Annotated in this window: 16 protein-coding genes; 4 read left to right on the forward strand and 12 right to left on the reverse strand. The window is 68.9% G+C overall.

The window, feature by feature from the left end:
• Nucleotides 1–9: 9 nt before the first annotated feature.
• The 4 genes from HDA45_RS13090 to HDA45_RS13105 form a co-directional block, all read right to left on the reverse strand.
• Nucleotides 10–1257: a WXG100 family type VII secretion target gene (locus tag HDA45_RS13090; RefSeq protein ID WP_184895045.1), complete on the reverse strand. Its 1248-nt coding sequence runs from the start codon at nt 1255–1257 to the stop codon at nt 10–12.
• On the reverse strand, nt 1254–1592 hold the full coding sequence (locus HDA45_RS13095; RefSeq protein ID WP_184895047.1) for a type VII secretion target: 339 nt from the start codon (nt 1590–1592) through the stop codon (nt 1254–1256). Before HDA45_RS13095 ends, HDA45_RS13090 begins: the two co-directional genes overlap by 4 nt.
• The gene (locus HDA45_RS13100) at nt 1586–2194 is read right to left on the reverse strand and encodes a YbaB/EbfC family nucleoid-associated protein (RefSeq protein WP_184895054.1); all 609 of its coding nucleotides are present in this window, start codon (nt 2192–2194) and stop codon (nt 1586–1588) included. The genes HDA45_RS13095 and HDA45_RS13100 overlap by 7 nt, the downstream gene beginning before the upstream one ends.
• Before the next feature lie 206 nt (nt 2195–2400).
• Entirely contained in the window at nt 2401–6972 is a 4572-nt protein-coding gene (locus HDA45_RS13105) for a DUF7927 domain-containing protein (protein ID WP_343072062.1), read from the reverse strand.
• Nucleotides 6973–7194: 222 nt separating this feature from the next.
• On the opposite strand from HDA45_RS13105, the gene HDA45_RS13110 reads away from it, so the two are divergent.
• Complete coding sequence (locus HDA45_RS13110) at nt 7195–7572, forward strand: RidA family protein (RefSeq protein WP_221471107.1); 378 nt, start codon at nt 7195–7197, stop codon at nt 7570–7572.
• Here the strand turns inward: HDA45_RS13110 and HDA45_RS13115 are convergent, their stop codons facing one another.
• On the reverse strand, nt 7573–8277 hold the full coding sequence (locus HDA45_RS13115; protein WP_184895058.1) for an SDR family NAD(P)-dependent oxidoreductase: 705 nt from the start codon (nt 8275–8277) through the stop codon (nt 7573–7575). It lies immediately after the preceding gene.
• A gap of 87 nt (nt 8278–8364) precedes the next feature.
• Between HDA45_RS13115 and HDA45_RS13120 the strand changes: the two genes are divergently transcribed.
• Genes HDA45_RS13120 through HDA45_RS13130 form a run of 3 tightly spaced genes read left to right on the forward strand, consistent with a single transcriptional unit; the run spans nt 8365 to nt 10209 of the window.
• A complete protein-coding gene (locus HDA45_RS13120; protein ID WP_184895059.1) occupies nt 8365–8970 on the forward strand; it encodes a TetR/AcrR family transcriptional regulator in 606 nt (201 codons plus the stop codon).
• A 57-nt stretch (nt 8971–9027) separates the two neighbouring features.
• Nucleotides 9028–9612 (forward strand): hypothetical protein, encoded by a 585-nt coding sequence (locus HDA45_RS13125; RefSeq protein WP_184895061.1) that lies wholly within the window; start codon nt 9028–9030, stop codon nt 9610–9612.
• Between the two features lie 27 nt (nt 9613–9639).
• On the forward strand, nt 9640–10209 hold the full coding sequence (locus HDA45_RS13130; RefSeq protein ID WP_184895063.1) for a hypothetical protein: 570 nt from the start codon (nt 9640–9642) through the stop codon (nt 10207–10209).
• Nucleotides 10210–10334: 125 nt separating this feature from the next.
• On the opposite strand, the gene HDA45_RS13135 is transcribed toward HDA45_RS13130, so the two are convergent.
• From HDA45_RS13135 to HDA45_RS13165, 7 genes are all read right to left on the reverse strand, one after another.
• Nucleotides 10335–11240 carry an SDR family oxidoreductase gene (locus tag HDA45_RS13135; protein ID WP_184895065.1) on the reverse strand — a complete coding sequence of 302 codons (906 nt, stop codon included), beginning with the start codon at nt 11238–11240 and terminating at the stop codon, nt 10335–10337.
• A gap of 66 nt (nt 11241–11306) precedes the next feature.
• Nucleotides 11307–12497 (reverse strand): ATP-grasp domain-containing protein, encoded by a 1191-nt coding sequence (locus HDA45_RS13140; protein WP_184895067.1) that lies wholly within the window; start codon nt 12495–12497, stop codon nt 11307–11309.
• On the reverse strand, nt 12494–13549 hold the full coding sequence (locus HDA45_RS13145; RefSeq protein ID WP_184895069.1) for a pyridoxal-phosphate dependent enzyme: 1056 nt from the start codon (nt 13547–13549) through the stop codon (nt 12494–12496). The genes HDA45_RS13140 and HDA45_RS13145 overlap by 4 nt, the downstream gene beginning before the upstream one ends.
• Nucleotides 13546–14529, reverse strand: a complete 984-nt coding sequence (locus HDA45_RS13150) for an ABC transporter substrate-binding protein (protein ID WP_184895072.1) — start codon at nt 14527–14529, stop codon at nt 13546–13548. The genes HDA45_RS13145 and HDA45_RS13150 overlap by 4 nt, the downstream gene beginning before the upstream one ends.
• Nucleotides 14526–15314, reverse strand: coding sequence for an ABC transporter ATP-binding protein (locus HDA45_RS13155; protein ID WP_184895074.1), 789 nt, complete (start codon nt 15312–15314; stop codon nt 14526–14528). Before HDA45_RS13155 ends, HDA45_RS13150 begins: the two co-directional genes overlap by 4 nt.
• Nucleotides 15314–16399: a FecCD family ABC transporter permease gene (locus tag HDA45_RS13160; protein ID WP_184905576.1), complete on the reverse strand. Its 1086-nt coding sequence runs from the start codon at nt 16397–16399 to the stop codon at nt 15314–15316. Before HDA45_RS13160 ends, HDA45_RS13155 begins: the two co-directional genes overlap by 1 nt.
• Complete coding sequence (locus HDA45_RS13165) at nt 16389–17129, reverse strand: class I SAM-dependent methyltransferase (RefSeq protein ID WP_184895076.1); 741 nt, start codon at nt 17127–17129, stop codon at nt 16389–16391. The genes HDA45_RS13160 and HDA45_RS13165 overlap by 11 nt, the downstream gene beginning before the upstream one ends.
• Nucleotides 17130–17163 lie beyond the last annotated feature (34 nt).

Here is a 17163-nt window from a genome sequence, read left to right on the forward strand (position 1 = left end):
CGGTGGCCGTCATTCCTTCGGTTCGTCCTTCGGCGGTTTTTCGTTCGCCGCGGGCGGGATGCCCTTCGTCAACTCGACGATGGTCTTCCCCGCCATGCCCGAGGCACCGTAGGTCGGGTCGCTCAGGATCTTGGTGACCTTTTCGATGTTTTCCGCCGCGGTCTTGCCGATCCTCTTGGTCAACTCGGGCATCGGCCAGCTGGTCCAGTAGTCGAACCGCTTCATCAGGGCCTCCATCTGAGGCTCTTTCAGCTCGCCCTTGGCCCGCAGTTCCTTCAACAGCTTTTCCCGCACGATCCAGCCGGCCTGGTCGCCGAGCTTGTCCGGTTTGGGTTTGGCCAGCGGGTCGGGTTTCACGTCCTCGATCCGCGGCGCCCCGGGCGGGGCGGCTTCCGCCGGCGGCTTCTTGCCGCCGCCCACCGGGACCTTGATCTTGTCGATGTTGCCGCTGAGCTTCATCTTGACGACGTCGTCGGCCGCCCCGCGCGTCTTGGCCAGGATCTTGAGCATCTCGGCGAGCCGCTTGGCTATGTCGGCGATCTGCTTGGCGATCTTCGCGATCGCCACGCCGACCGTGGCCATGATGGAGGTGATCGCCGCGATGATCGAGGCACCGAAGGTGACGGGCGCCAGCGCGACCGCGACGATCGCGGCCTTGAGGATCCCGGCAAGGGTCATGGCGATGATGTCGCGGACGATGCCGCGGACGGCGCCGATGATCGCGCCCGCGATGCCCATCTGCTTGCCGGCGAGATTGATATAGCCGGCGAGCGCGTCGAGCTGCTCGGCGACACCCTCCATGTCGGACCGGAACGCTTCGGCGGCGTCGCCTTGCCAAGTCTCCAAGAGGGTTTTGGTGGACATCTTGTGGTCTTCCGACCACTGCTTGACCGTCTTGCCCTCTTCGTAGATCGCCTCTTTGGCCGCCTCGATGCCCTTCGGGTCCCCCAGCAGGAAGTCCAGCGGCCAGCGGAAGATGACGACGTGCTCCATCAGCCAGCCGATCCCGGCGGTGAGCAACGACCCGATCGGGTCGAGGACCATGCCGAGGATCTCGATCCCCATCCCGATCGAGGCCATCGTGATGGAGAGGGCGTCACCTTCGTTGGTCGCCCGTTTGAGCGCGAACGCCGAATCGAAGAAGCCCGCGCCCGCGGTATCACCACTGCCCGCGAGGAAGTTGTTCTTCTCGTCTTTGAAGTCTTCGGCGCTGACGCCGCTATTACTCCCGAAATCGTTCCGGTGGTACTCGCTCACTTGACCTTCACCTCCTCGATCCCGTCGCCGGCGGCGGTGATCAGCTTCTCCGAGTCCTGTTCGTTGGACTCGTAGAGCTTCGCGGCCTCGTGCATCTTGTCGGAGAACTTCTGCATGTTCTCCGCGTACTTGTTCAGCTGGTCCCGTGCCTTGCCACAGTGCATGCTCGCGCCCGCGCCGTAGGCCTGGCCGCCGAAGATGCCGAAGAGGCCGGGGTCGGCCACGCAGCTGCCCACCATGTCGGCGCTCTTCTGCAGCGATTCCTCGAGCCGGTCGAGGTGTTTGGCGAATTCCCTCAGCGCCTCTGTCGTTACCGCGCGTCCACCACTCACCATGGGCTCATTTCGTCGTCGTCGGGCGTGGACGGCCGCCGGGTGCGCGGCGGCGGCGCCGGCGGGTTCGGGGGCCGCACGGGACGGCCCGGCTGCGGCGGCATCGGGGGGCCGGCCTGCGGCCTGGCGCCACCCGGCGGCGGCGGTGGCGGTGGTGCCCACCGGCCCGGCGGCGGCGGCCGGTCCTCGTTGTGCGCCTCCGGCGCCCACTTGTCCTGTTCGGGGCTGTCCTGCGCGCCGCCCTCTTCGTCCTCGACCTTCGGCATGAAGGTGCGGACCAGCTCCGCGGCTTCGTCGTTGCCGTTGATTTCGGTGTAGGACTCCGTGACCTTCTCGACGGTCCTGCGCTGGGCCTCGCGCACGGTCTGCATGACGAGTGAAGAGAGCCTGGCCGGTCCCAGCGTGAGCGCCCGGTTGCTGAACTCGATGGAACTCAGCGAGCCGTTGGCCTCGACCTTCACCGTCACCGAGCCGTCCGCAGACTGGGCGGTGGAGGCGGACGCGGCGAACGCGGCGGTCAGCGCGCTGGCTTTTTCCTCGAGTTTCTTGGCTTCCCGCTCCAGGAGGAGGGCGAAATCCTCACCGGCGTCGAAGTTGGGTTGCATGGGCCGCCTTGCTCTATCTGGACAGGGGCACGACTCGGCGACGCGGACAGCCGCAGGCCGTTCACCACGCCTCAAAGCCGGAAAAGAGCATAAAACACTGTTTCTGCAAAGGCATCCTAGGCAGCACCGCGGATCCCCCGGAGCACCGGGCCGCAAGGCTTGCCCGTACGAACAAGCCTCACTGCCCGAGAACGCAATCCGGCCGCTCAGCGGCGGACCCGGCGGCGCGTGTACCGCAGCATCCAGGCGCCTGCCAGCAGCGCGGCGAAGGCCAGCGCCAGCAGGTCGGCGGTAGGCGATCCGGTGGAGGCCAGCGGCCCCGTACCGGGTGGCCGGACCGGCGCCGTCGGATCGGGCTCGACCGGGTCGGGCGGTGTCGGTGGCTCGCCAGGAGTGACCGGTGTTTCGGTCGAGCAGCCGGGTTCGTCCGGGGTGAGACAGTTGGCGCCGGGAGTGGTGGAGGTGACCGCGTTGCGCAGCTTCCCCGAACCGGCCGTGACCGAATACGTCACGACGACCTTCTGTCCGACGGCGAGTTTGCCGTGCCAGCGGAGCAGTTTTCCGCTCAGCGCGACCGATCCGCTCGTCGCCTTCGCGTCACCGTTGTACGTCGCTCCACTGAGGACTCCGGCCAGGTCGTCGGTCACGGCGGCGTCGTCATAGATGCCGGTGCCGGTGTTGGTGATCGAGAGCGTGTAGGTGACCTTGCCGCCGGGTGCGACACCGGAAACCGGCGACGCGGTCTTCGCGATGCTCATCGAGAGCACCGGGGTGCGCGTCGAGCAGGCCGGATCGGCTTGTGACGGTGGGCAGTTGGACCCCTCGTCACCCGTGACGGCGTTGTCCAGGAAATGGTCCCCGCGCACGGGTTTCGCCACGGTGACCGAGTACGTGATGGTCGCCGACGCACCGGGTGCGACTGTGCCCGTCCAGGTCAGCTTCGGCGCCTTGTACGCCACGGTGCCCGCGGTGGCCCGGGCGTCGTCGTTGTAGGTCGCGTCGTCGAGGACCTTGGTCAGATCGTCGGCGATCGAAGCACCGGGATACGGCGCTTGACCGGTGTTGCGCACGACCACGGTGTATGTGACCTTGCCGCCGGGCGCGGCCACCGCCGGGGCGGCCGACTTCGTGACGCGCAACGCGGGTGTGGGCAGTTCGTTGCGGCAGTCGGGGTCCTCGGAGCCCTCGTCGCAATTGGACCCCGCGCCGGTGACCACGTTGACCAGCCGTTTGTCGCCCTTGTTGGTCACGACGACGGAATAGGTGATCGTGGCCTTGTCACCGGCCGCGAGGGAGCCGGTCCAGGTCAAGGCCGGCGGGGCGACGGCGACCGTCACCGTGCCGGTGTCCGCCTTCGCGTCGCCGTTGTAGGTGGCGTCGTCCAGCACACCGGAGAGGTCATCGGTGAACGACGCGGCGGGATCCGTTGCCGCACCGACGTTTTCGACGGTGACGGTGTAGGTGACCGTGTCGCCGGTCTTGACCTCTTCCGGGGTGGCCGACTTGCGGATCTTCAGCGACGGCACCGGCGTGACCGTCCCGCAGTCCGGGTCCGCCGAATCCGGCGGGCAGTTGCCGTCCGCGGTTCCGGTGACGGCGTTGGAGAGCTTCTTGTCCCCGCCGGGCGGGCGGTTCACGGTGACGGAATAGGTGATGGTCACGGTGGCACCGGCCGCGACGTCACCGGTCCAGGTCATCACCGGGGCCTCGTAGCCGGTGGTGCCGCCGGTCGCCTCGGCGTCGTCGTTGTAGGTCGCGTCGTCGAGGACCCCGGTCAGATCGTCGGCGATCCGGGCCCCCGGATACGCCGCGGTCCCGGTGTTCTCGACGCGCACCGTGTAGGTGAGCCGCTCGCCCGGCCGGGGAGCGGACGGCGCGGCGGTCTTGACGATCCGCAAGGCGGCGACCGGCGTGACGGCGGAGCAGTCCGGGTCCGTCGAGCCGGGCGGGCAGGTCGAGTCTTCGGTGCCGGTCACGGAGTTGCGCAACGTCCGATCACCGGCGGGCGGCTTGTTCACGGTCACCGAGTAGGTGATGGTGACGGTGGTGCCCGCCGGAAGGTCCGCCGTCCACGTCAGCTTCGGCTCCGCGTACGCGACGGTGCCCGCGGTGGCCCGCGCGTCCCGGTTGTAGGTCGCGTCGTCCAGGGCTCCGCTCAGATCGTCGGTGAACCGGGCGCCGCGATAGACGCCGGTTCCGGGGTTGCTCGCTGTCACGGTGTAGGTGACGACCTCGCCCGGCTTCGCGCTCGCCGGTGCCGCGGTCTTGGCCAGGACGAGGACACCGATCGGGGTTTCGGTCGCGCAGTCGGGGTCACCACCACCGGGCGGACAGGTGGAGCCGTCCGGGCCGACGACGACGTTGGTCAGCCGGCGGTCCCCGGCCGGCGGTTTGCCGACGGTGACCGAGTAGGTGACGGTCACCGTGCTTCCCGCGGCGACGTCACCGGTCCAGGTGAGTTTCCGGCCCGGCTCGTCGAAGGTGGCCGCGCCCGAGGTGGCGGAAGCGTCGCCATCCCACGAGGCGTCGTCGAGGACGCCGGTCAGGTCGTCCGTGAACGAGGCTTCGAGGTACGCGGCCTGGCCGACGTTGGTGACCTTCACGGTGAAAGTGACTTTGTCCCCGGGCATGGCCGAAGCGGGGCTCGCCGTTTTCTTGATCTCCAGGGCACCGATCGGGGTCGCGGTGCCGCAGGCCGGATCCGCACTGCCCGGCGGGCACGTCGAGCCGTCCGGTCCGGTGACGGCGTTGCGCAGCACCTTGTCCCCGCCCGGCGGCGTGCCGACCTTCACCGAATAGACGATCGTGACGGTCTTCCCGGCGGGGATGTCCCCGGTCCACGTCAACGTCGGACTGTCGTAGGCGGGTTGTGCCGGGGTGGGCACTCCATCGGCCGTGGCGACGGCGTCACCGTTGTAGGTGGCGTCGTCGACGACGCCGGACAGATCGTCGGTGAGCGTCACACCGGCCGCGGCCGAACCGTCGATGGTCCGCGCGGTCAGGGTGTAGGTCACGACGTCGCCGGGTTTGGCCGAGGTCGGGGCGGTCGACTTCGTGATCACGACGCCGCTGATCGGCTCGTCGGTGCCGCAATCCGGATCCTTGCCGCCTTCGGGGCAGGTGGAGCCGTCCGGTCCGACGACCGCGTTGGTCAGCCGCTTGTTCCCGCCCGGCGGGTTCGCGACGGTCACCGAATAGGTGATCGTGACCGTGCCGCCCTTCCCGACCGTGCCCGCCCAGCGCAGGGTCTTCTCGGCCTCGGAGTAGTTCACGGCACCGGTGGTCGCGGTGGCGTCGCCGTCGTACGCCGCGTCATCGACCACATCGGACAGATCGTCGACGGCGGTGGCGTCCGTCCAGTCGGCCGTGCCGTCATTGGTGAGCTTGACCGTGTAGGTGACCTTCTGGCCCGGCATGGGCTTCTTCGGAGCACTGCTCTTGACGATCTTCAACGTCGCCACGGGGACGAGCGCGGCGCAGTCCGGGTCCTTCGAACCCGCGGCGCAGTTGCTGCCCGGCACGGTCACGACGTTGTCGAGCTTCTTGTCGCCACCTGGCGGCGAACCGACCGTCACCGAATAGGTGATCGTCACGGTCGCGCCGGGGCTGAGGTCACCGGTCCAGGTCAGGCGCTTTCCCTCGGCGTCGTACTGGGGTTTCGCCAGCTCGGAGCCACCCGAAAGGGCCTTCGCGTCGTCGTTGTAGGCGGCGTCGTCCAGCACCCCGGACAGATCGTCGGTGACGGACGTCCCGGCTGCCGGCGCCGTTCCCTCATTGGCGACGGTGACGGTGTAGGTGACCCTTTCGCCCGGTTTCGCGTCGGTCTTGTCCGCCTTCTTGGTGACCACGAGCCGTTTCGTCAGATCCGGGGCGATCGAGCAGCTGGCGAGGTCGGTGATGGGCCAGGTCCCGCCGGATTCGGAGGTGATCCGGCCGACCTGGTTGGTGTGCGCGTTGCCGCCGGGGACCTGCACGGACACGCCGGTGCTCGGGTCCACCTTGTACAGCGCGCCGCCGTAATAGCCGAGGTAGATCGAGCCGTTCAGGAAGGCCATGCCGTAGTTGTTGAAGCCGTTGGACGAGCCGGCGCCGGTGACCTTCACCGCCTGGGTGGTCTCGCCGGTGTCCGGATCGAAGCGGTAGACGTAGCTCTGTCCGCCGTAGACGATCCCGTAGTAGACGCCGCCGGAGGAATCGACGAACAGGTCGGGGACGAGCGTTCCCCCGGCGAACACGGGGTCGTTCGCCGGAACGGGCTTCAGGGTGGATCCCCGGGAGTAGGTCTTCGTCTCGCCGCCGGCGAGGTCCATCGCGAACAGCACCGGCGCCCCGCCGTTCTGCGCGCCGTAGAGCTTTCCGGTCGCGGGGTCGGCGCCGAGCCCGCCCCAGTTGACCCCGGCGGGGAGTTTGCGGGTCGCTCCCCCGGCGATCTCGTCGGTGACCGTGTTCGTCCCCGACACATGCTTGTAGAGCGTGAGATTCCCGGTGGTGTAGCTGGAGTAGAAGGCCGCGACCCGGCCGCTGTCGGGATCCTTGCCCAGCGCCATGTTCGTCGACCAGTAGTCCGGCGGGGCCGTGCCCGCCCGCTTGCTGATCACCGTGTTCTGGATCTCCGCGGCACCCGAGGCGCCGGAGCGGAACTGCATACCGGACCGGAAGTTGCTGTAGTACAGGTGATCGCAGTCGAATGTGGACGGATCGTTCTCGCCCTGCACCGGCCACGTCGCCGCCTGCGCCGTCCCGGCCGGGACCAGGGCGCCGAACAGGATGGCCGCCACTGTGCCGAACGACAAAACCCGTCGTGACAACGATTTCGGTGCACGGCGCCGACGCTGTGCGACGACCACGAAGAGCCTCCCGGTGACGAGCGAACTCAGCCCGACGCTACAAGCCGCACCAGGACCCTCAACTCGAAAGCCGGGGCACCACCTGAACGTGTTCGATCATGGGTGAGTCGAATCCGGTTCCGCTCCGGCCGCCGTTGTGCTTTCGTTCGGGTCATGACTGAGCGGGTGAACATCTCCTCCGGTGGGGATTTCGAGCAGATCTTCGGCTACAGCCGGGCGGTGCGCGTCGGCGACCACATCCATGTTTCCGGGACGACGGCGCGTGAACCGTTCCGTTCGGGAGACGCGTACGAACAGGCGTCGGCCGTGCTTTCGATCATCGAGACCGCGCTGCGGGAGGCCGGTTCGAGCCTCGCCGCGGTGGTGCGGACGGTCACCTACGTGACCGACATCAAGGACGCGGACCTGGTGGCGCGGGCCCACCGCGAGGCCTTCGGCGATGTGCTGCCCGCGGCCACCATGGTCGGAGTCTCGGCGTTGCTCGACCCGAAGATGAAGGTCGAGATCGAGGCGTACGCCATCGAGAAGTAACTACTTCCCGAAAGACCCGACCAGCGCTTCGGGAGCCTCACGCGTCGCGTAGAGCTTCCAGAAGGCGTCGGCGAAGACATCCGGGTGGATCACCTCGGGCTCGAAGTCCAGCGGGCTCGAGGTGAGCACCCGATGCGGGACGCTGCCCTCGATCAGCGCCCCGACATTGACGGCTCCGGCGTAGACGCCCTTCTCGGCGAGCACGGCGTTGAGATTGTGGAAGTAGTTCCGCAACGCGGCCTGCGCCATCCCGATGTTGCCGAGGAACGGCGCCGGGTGCAGGCCGGATTGGCCCGCGGTGAACAGGATCGCGCCGTCGCCGCGCTCGGTCATGCCCGGCAGGACAGCCCGCACCAGCGCGACCGCGGAGACGAGGAACCTGTCCAGGACCAGCCGCAGGTTCTCCGGGTCGACGTCGAGCACCGGGGCGATGCCCTCGCCCATGTCGCCGCCGCCGGGGTTGAACGCGACCGCGTCGATCCGGCCGATGGCGACGACGGCTGCCGCGATCTGGGCCGTTTCGTAGACGTCGGCGACGAACCCGCTCGCCTCGATGCCGTCGCCGTCCAGTGCGGCGACGAGCGCGTCGAGGTTCTCGGTGGTGCGCGCGACGAGGGCGACACGGAACCCCTCCCGGCCGAAGCGGCGGGCGAGCGACAAGCCCAGCACCGGTCCGGCGCCGAAGATCGCGAGCGTCTTGGTCATGACTCCTCCTTAAGTTGAGGCTTTCCTCAACTTCTTCGAAGGTACACACAACTTGAGGCCACCTTCAAGTTGGCTACGCTGTCGGTCATGAGGAAGGACGCCCAGCGCAACCGCGACTTGCTGGTCGAGGCCGCCAGGGGGCTCTACGCCGAGCGTGGCCTCGACGTCGCGCTCGAAGAGATCGCCAAGACCGCCGGAGTCAGCATCGGCACGCTGTACAACCACTTCCCCCAGCGCGCGGATCTGGTGAACGCCGTGTTCGCCGAAAGGACCGAGACAGTCGCGAAGCTGGCCGAGCACGCGCTGACCCTCGACGACGCCTGGGCCGGGTTGACGTCCTTCGTCGAACGGATCTGCGAACTGCAGGCCGCCGATCGCGGCTACAACGAACTGGCCTCGACGCGGCCGCCGCAGACCGAAGATCCCGAACGCGGTTACGAACTCATGACCCGTGTCGTCGAACGCGCCAAGGAGAGCGGGGCGCTGCGCGCCGACTTCACCCTCGAGGACATGGCCTTCTTGACCTGGGGGATCGCGCGCACGGTGGAGGCGACAGCGACTGTCCGGCCGGAGGTCTGGCGCCGCCATCTCGCCCTGCTCTTAGACGGGATGCGCGCGCCCGCCGCGAACCCGTTGCCGGAACCGCCGCTGCTGCCCGGGGAGCTGGCGCGGATCATGGACGACTGCGGCTGAAACCGGCAGGCAACCCCCGGCCCCTCCGGAACGTGTTCACCCCGGAGGGGAGATCCGATGAAGACAAGACTACTGCTCGTTTCCCTGGTGGGTGCCCTTTTCGCGACGGCGGCCTGCTCCGGGGAGCCGCCACCCGCGCCCGTGACGGTCACCGCGGCCCCGTCGTCCACGGTGCCCGCGCCGCCTTCCGGGCCGGACGCCAAGACCGTCGCGTGGCTCGACGGGGTGTGCGGCGCGGTGTACGGCTTCATGAAGGCCCACGACGAGTACTCGCGCAAACAGCAGTCCGGGGTCGAAGTGACCCGCGGCGCACTGAAGGAAGAACTCGGGATTCGCGCGGGCTTCGCGGGCAAGGTCGTCGACGACCTGAACGCGCTGCCCCCATCGCCGATTCCCGGCGGTGACGCGGTGAAGAAGTCCCTTGTGGACCAATACGTCGCGGCGAGGGACGCGGCGGCCGCCGGGAAGCAGCGCCTGGAGAAGTCCGGGAACGAAGCCGCCATGGACGCGGCGATCAAGGCGATGGACGCCGTCCAGAAGCCGGTCACGGACACTCCCGACCTCATGCCCGCACTCAAGATCGAGACACCGGAACTGATGGCCGCGGCCGCCGAGGCCAAGAACTGCGCGTCTCCCCACTGACCAGAGCGTCACCGCGAACGGAGCCCCATGAAGCCGAAACTTCTACTCGTTTCCCTTGCGGGGGCCCTGTTCGCGGTGACAGCCTGTTCGGGAGAAGCACCTCCCGCTCCGCCGACGGTCACCGTCACCCCGACGTCCGCCGCACCGGACACCAGGACGGTGGCCTGGCTGGAAGGGATGTGCGGCGCGATCTACGGCTTCGTGAAGGCCAGCAACGACCACGCGAGCCGTCAGGGTGCCGGCGTCGAGGTGACCAGGCCGTGGCTGAGCGACAACCTCGGGGTCCGCGCCGAACTGGCGGGCAAGGTCGTCGACGAACTGAACGCGCTGCCCGCGTCGCCGATTCCCGGCGGAGACGCGGCGAAGAAGTCCCTTGTGGACAGTTACACGACCGCGCGGGACGCGGCTGCGGAAGGTAAACGGAAGCTGGACGCCTCCCAGAGCCAGACCGCGCTGGACGCCGGGCTCAAAGCCCTGGAGTCGGCGCAGAAGCCGCTCTTGGAGACCACGGATCCGTTCGCGTCGGTCAAGTTGGAGACACCGGCACTGGTGGCCTCGATCGCCGCCGCCAAGAAGTGCGTGCCCGGCGGATCTTGAGCGATCCCCGCGCGACCCCTCCGCGACCATGCCACCCAAGACTTCACACCCGACAAGGGCCGAGGGGGGGTGCGAGTTGGCGACGCAACTCGCGACCCACCAGGCCACGCCCCCTGTTCAGCCACTCAGCCGGGCGGGGTGAACCCGGGCGGCATGACCATCGGACGTCCGGTGTTCAGGCCACCGTCGACGAGGACGGAAGTCCCGGTCAGATAGGCGAAATCCGGTGACGCCAACGCGACCACGGCCGAAGCGATCTCGGCCGCCTCGCCCATCCGCGGCAGACCGTGGACGTTCAGCGGTCCCCAGGCCTTCTTGAACTGCGCCCACAGGTCGTCCGGGATGCCCGGCGGCCGCACCAGCCGCGTGTCGATCGTCCCCGGGTCGATCGACAGCACCCTGATCCCCTTGGCGCCGTAGTCCAGCGCGGCCGCGCGCACCAGACCTTGCACGGCCCGTTTGCTCGAGGTGTAGGCGGCGTGCCCGGGCCTGGTCTGTTCGGCCTGCGCCGACGCGGTGCAGACGATCACCCCGCCTCCCGCTTTCAGCAGGTGCGGCACCTCGTACTTGATCGACAGGAAAACGCCGCGCGCGTTGGTGCGCTGGACGTCTTCCCATTCGTCGACGGAGATCTCGTGCAGCGGTTTGCCGATGTGGATCCCGGCGTTGTTGAACGCGATGTCGAGCCTGCCGTATCGGCGGACGACGCCGTCCACGAACGCCTGGACCTGTTCGGGGATCCGGACATCCGCGCGGAGATAGGTCGCTTCGCCGCCCGCGCGCCGGATCTCCCGTTCGACTTCGCGGCCGAGTTCTTCCCGCCTGCCGCAGAAACCGACCTTGGCGCCGGCCGCGGCGAAGGCGATGGCCGCCGCCCGGCCGATCCCCGACGTCGCCCCCGTGACGATCACGACCTTGCCCGAGAACCGCCGCCGGTTCTCCTGTGCCGTGGCGGTGTTCCCGGCCAGCATCGCGACACCCGCCGCGGCCGCGCCCCCGAGTACCGCACGCCTGCCCACTGCTTCGCCCACAGTCCCTCCAGATGGATAGCTTTACTTCCCAAAGCAGAAAGTAGAGCTATCCATCTGAGAGGACTCTCAAGAACCGATCTCCGGGGTGATCCCGCCCGCCGCCGCGAGCGCGCGATGCAGCGCGAGTTCCGCCGTCGGCCCCTCGGCCAGCACGATCCCGGTGCAGGATCGCTGATCCGTGAGGTGCCGGATCTCGTCACCGGGGCTCGCTGTCGGATACCACTCCGGCGCACCGGGCAGCCCGGACAGCCGGTCGAGCCCGGACCAGCCCTTCAGCACACCTTCCGCGGCCGGGTATGCCAGAACGAACGCGACACCCGGGCCTTCGTTGAATTTCTGCGTGAGCAAGGCGGGTTCCTCGCCCAGCGCCATCGAGATCATCGCGGAGTAGACGTTGGTGTCCAGCGACCGGCACAGTGCCTCGCCGAGCATCGCCCCGCCGATCCGGATGTTGATCTCGACGACTTCCGCCCCTTCGGCGGTGAGCACGAACTCGGTGTGCGCGAAGCCCTGCTCGTGCCCGGCGGCCTTCAGCACCTGACCGATCCAATCGGCCAGTCCGGCGTGCTCGGTCTCGGGGAAGGCCACCGGGAACGCGGCGGCTTCCTCGCGCCGCACGGGCTCGGGCGAAAGCTGACGGGAGAGGATCCCGAGCAGCCGGGTCCTTCCTTGCCAGGTGACGGTTTCCGCGCTGTAGAGCGGGCCCGCGAAATACGGTTCGGCGATCAGGTGCCCCTTGAGCGGCGTGTCCTTCGCCTCCAGTCTGGCACGCTCGAGTTCGGCCTCGTCGCGGACGAGCCACACTCCTCGCGACGAAGTTCCCGAAGAATCCTTGACCACCAAAGGGAAACCGAGTTCCTCGGCGACCATGACGGGCACCGGTCGTCCCCGGGTGAGCCCATGTTCGTACAGCAGATCACGCACCGCGCCCTTGTCCCGCAGCACGCGGACGGCCGCCGCGTCCGGACCGGGCAGGCCGAGGCGGGCGGTCAGTTCCGCGCCCGGCAATGCCCAGGTGTCGGTCGAGTTGATGATCCCGGCGAGGTCCGGAATGGCGCGCAACGCTGATTCGCAGGCCGCGATGTCGGTGGTGTCGATGTCGACGACCTCGACCCTGTCCGGCCCGAGCGTGCCGAGTTCGTAGCGGTAGATGTCGCGGTTTCCGGTGAACAGCACCAGTTTCCGCCCGGCTTCCGCCGCCGCGTCGGCCAGCCTGCCGAGGCCGAAGGTGAGTGCTTCCAACAGGACGACGGTCATGACACCCGTTCCTTCCGGTACGACGACTGCGCGGGGACCCCGAATCGGCGGCGGCGCCAGTCCATCGCCGCCCACGGCAGCGCGAGGTCGTCGAGGGACGCGATCTCGCGCGGCGCGAGCCCTGCCGGATCGACGGCTTCCCGATGCCGGGCGAAAACCCTTGCCGTGTAACGGTGTCCGGTGTCGGCGCCGATCACGACATGCGTCCGATCCGGATTCCGCGCCGCCTCCCAGCCCGCGACGAGATACGCGGCACCGGTGGAAAGCCCGGCGAAGACGGCGTGCTCGCGCATCAGGCCGACGGTCGCGGCCATGGCGTGCACGAAGTCCAGCCAGTGGATCCGGTCGTACAGCTCGTGATCGACGTTGCCGAACGGGATGGCGGACCCGATACCCGCGATGATCGCGTCCGGGTCGGTGAACCGCTCACTGCCGAAGGTGACGCTCCCGAACGGCTGGACCCCGGTCAGGCGGACGTCCGGATCGCGTTCGCGCAGCGACCGCGCGATCCCGCCGGTCGACGCGCCGGTGCCCACACTGCCGACGACGGTCAGCGGCCCGGACGGCAGCGCGCGGGCGACCAGGTCGGCGACCTCGCCGTAACCCAGGTAGTGCACGGGATCGTGGTACTGGCGCATCCAATGCATGTCCGGATGACGCTCCAGCAGCTCGTGCACGCGCGCGACCCGGCGCCGCTGGTCGAGGCGGAGATCCTCGGACGGCGGCATCTGGTCCACCGTCGCGCCCAGGATCTCCAGTTGCGAACGCATGGTGAGATCGACCGTGGTGGACGCGACGATATGGCAGCGCAGGCCGTAGCGGTGGCAGGCCATCGCCAGCGCGAGCGCGTAGATCCCGCTGGAGCTGTCGATCAGCGTCTGTCCTTTTCGGACGGTACCGGCGGCGAGCAGCGACCGGACAGCGCCGAGCGCCGCGTAGACCTTGAGGGTTTCGAAGCGGATCAGCACGACGTTCGGCGTGAGCCGGATGAGCGCCGGTGTCTTGATCGCGTCGGTGACGTGTTCGTGAACCAGCGCGGGCATCGCGCTCACCGGCCGATCGATCGCAGATACGCGGCCAGGGACTCGGCGCCCGCCGCGTTGCGCGGGCCGCTCACGAGATCCCCGTAGGAAACAATGTGGAACCGGTTGTCCCGTACGGCGGGCGTGTTCTTCAACTGTGGCGAGGACTTGATGAACGCGATCTTGTCCTGCGCGGGCTGGTCGGCGTAGTCCACCACGACGATCACCTCGGGCTCGGCCTTCACCACCGCCTCCCAGCCGACGCTGCCCCAGCCGTCCTGCAGATCGCGGAAGACGTTGGTCCCGCCCGCCGCGTCGATGATGTCGTTGGGGGCGGCGTGTTTCCCGGAGGTGAAGGGCTGATCGGTGCCGGAGTCGTAGACGAACACCTTGGCGGGCGGGGTTTTCGGCGCCCCGGCGCGGACCTTGTCGAAGCGGCCCTCGAGTTCCGTGACCAGCTCGTCGGCCCGCTGGCGGACGCCGAAGATGTCGCCGAGGTTGCGCAGGTCGGTGTAGAGCGCCTCCAGCGGCGTCACCTCGGCCTTGGCGGTGGGGTACTCCCAGCAGGTCTCGGTGTGCAGGTAGCTGCGGATGCCGACCTGGTCGAGCAGTTTCGGGGTGATCCCGCGTTCCTCGCTGAAGCCGGAGTTCCAGCCGGCGATCACCCAGTCCGCCTTGGCGTTGACCAGGATCTCGCGCGTGACCCGGGAAGTGCCGAGCCGCTCGACCTTGGCGTAGTCGTCCTTCCACGGCGAACCGGCGATCGACGGGTCGCCGAGCGAGTTCATGACGTAGCCGCGCATCCGACCGGCGAGCCCGAGCGCGAACATCTTCTCCGCGCCGGAAACGTCGTAGGCCACCGGACGCTGCGGTGCCGGGAAGGTGACTTGCGCGCCGCAGTTGGTCACCGTGGCCTGTGCCGGCGCGGCGGGCCCGGCCTCGACCTGGGCACCGCAAGCGCTCGACAGCAGTGCCGCGGTGAAGAGCGCGGCCACCTTGGACGGCTTCATCGTGAGATCCCCTCGGTTTCTTCGGCGGGAAGGTCGTAGAGCAGCTGGAGCGCGCCGGTCACGGGATGGGTCACCTGGGTGACCTCGACGCCGAACACCGCGCGGACCGTTTCGGGCGTGAGCACTTCGGCCGGGGTGCCGCAGGCGGCGAGCGATCCGCCGCGCAGCAACGCGATCCGGTGACAGACGGCGGCGGCGAGGTTGAGATCGTGCAGGGCGACGAGCACGGTCAGCCCGCAGTCGCGCAGGAACTTCAGCAGTTCCACCTGGTGGCGGACGTCGAGGTGATTGGTCGGCTCGTCGAGGACCAGCACCTCGGGTTCCTGTACGAGCGCCCTCGCCACCAGGACGCGCTGCCGTTCGCCACCCGAAAGCGTCAGCACGCTGCGCTGGGCGAGATGCGTGATGTCCATCCGCCGCAACGCGTCCCGGCACAGCGCGCGTTCACGGGCCGACAGCCGGAGGTTGCCGCGCTGATGCGGCGACCGGCCGAGCGCGACGACCTCCTCGACGGTGAAGTCCAGATCGGCGCGGCTGTCCTGGGTGAGCGCGGCGATCCGGCGGGCGGTGTCGCGCAGGCCCTGTTCCGCGAGGTCGGTCCCGTCGAGCAGGACGGCGCCGCCGGACGGTGTCAACGCCCGGTAGACGCAACGCAACGCTGTCGACTTACCGCTTCCGTTGGGGCCGAGGAGGCCGACGACCTCGCCCGCTCCGACATCCAGACGCAGCTCACGGATCAGCGTCGATCCCGCGACTTCGACCGAAAGTTCCTTCAGGGACAGCATCAGCGGCCCCCGAACGCGTAGCCGCGGCGCCGCATCACCACGAGGAACACCGGGACCCCGATCAGCGCGGTGATCACGCCGAGCGGCAGCTCCTCCGGCGCGACGAGGGTGCGGGCGAGCAGGTCGACCCACACCAGGAAGACCGCGCCCACCAGCGGCGCGAGCGCCAGCACGCGGCGATGCCCGGAACCCGCGACCATCCGCACCACATGCGGCAGGACCAGCCCGACGAATCCGATCGAGCCGCTCACCGCCACCAGCAGGCCGGTGACGACCGCGGTGAGCAGGAAGAGCCAGCGGCGCAACGCGGCCGCGTCGGTGCCGAGGCTCATCGCGGTCTCGTCGCCCATGGACAGGACGTCGAGCGCGGTGCCGTACCGCAGCAGGACCACGATCGCGACGGTCACCCCGAGCGCGGCCAGCGGCAAGGACGCCCACGTCGCCGCGCCGAGGCTGCCGAGCAGCCAGAACAGCACGGTCTGCGCGGCCTGCCCGTTCGGCGAGAGGTAGACGAGCACACTCATCACGGCCTGGAACGCGTAGGTGAGAGCGACTCCCGTGAGCACCAGACGCAACGGCGTCAGGCCGAATTTGCTGCGGGCTGCCAGATAGACGAGCGCTGTCGCGCCGAGCGCCCCGAGGAACGCGGCCGTCGACAGCGCCAGCACACCGAGCCCGGCGAACAGGCCGAACACCACGACGGCGGCGGCGCCGACCGAGGCACCCGAGGAGATGCCGAGTACGAACGGATCGGCGAGGGCGTTGCGGACCAGGGCCTGCACCGCGACCCCGACCACCGCGAGTCCCGCGCCGACCACGGCCGCGAGCAGCACTCGCGGCGTGCGGACCTGCCAGACGATCGAGTACCCGGTGACCTCGTCGCCGGTGATGGTGCCGCCGGTGATCGCCTTTCCCAGGAAACGCAGGACATCCGGGAGCGCGACGGTGGTCGGGCCGAGCGCGATGCCCGCGATCAGCGAGAGCAGGAGCGCCGCCGACAACAGGATCACCGGTCCGGTGAGCCGCAGCGGGCGGGCGGTCACGTCGTCGGGCTCCGCGAACAGGCGGAGCGTTTCAGCCGGCACGTTCACCGCGCACGATCAGGCGGCGCGCGTGGTTGTCGTAAGGCGAGCCGTCGAAGTCGCCGAAGCACTCGACGTCCGTGAAGCCCACCGACTCGAACAGCGCCTTCAGTTCCGCGGCGCTGTAGAGAAAGGACAGGATGGACGCCTGTTTCGCCTCACCGCCGCGGACCAGGGTCCAGTCGGTCTTGAGCCGGGTCCAGTCGTCGAGGATGGTGTCGCGCATGAACACCGTGCCGCCGTCGATGTCGACAGCCTGCGGGCGGCCGACCCAGCCGGCCAGCACCTCCTTGCCGAGCACGTCGATCAGGAGCCTCCCGCCGGGCGCGAGGCTGGCGTAGGCGTTCCGCAGCACGGTGAGGTTGTCGCCGGGCTCGGTGAAGTAGCCGAACGACGTGTACATGTTGATGATCAGGTCGTACGCGCCGGGCTCGATGTACTCGAGCATGTCGGCCTCGATCAGCTTCGCGGCGACTCCCGCGCTTTCGCAGGCCTCGCGCGCGCGTTCGAGCATGGCCGGGCTGAGGTCGACGCCGGTCACGTCGGCGCCCCTCTTCGCCAGCGGGACGACGTGGATCGCCGGGCCGCAGGCCAGGTCCAGCACCTTCGTCTCTTCGGTGACCGCGAGCAGCGGCGACGTGGCCGTCAGGCGTTCGGCCTCTTCGGCCCGGCTGGGCGGGAACATCACGTCCGCGAAGCCGACCCACAGGTCGTCGTCCTCGTACCAGTGCATTTCTCTCCGCTCGCCGGGCCGCGTGATTCAGCCC

It is taken from the genome of Amycolatopsis umgeniensis (genome assembly GCF_014205155.1).
Lineage (GTDB): Bacteria > Actinomycetota > Actinomycetes > Mycobacteriales > Pseudonocardiaceae > Amycolatopsis > Amycolatopsis umgeniensis.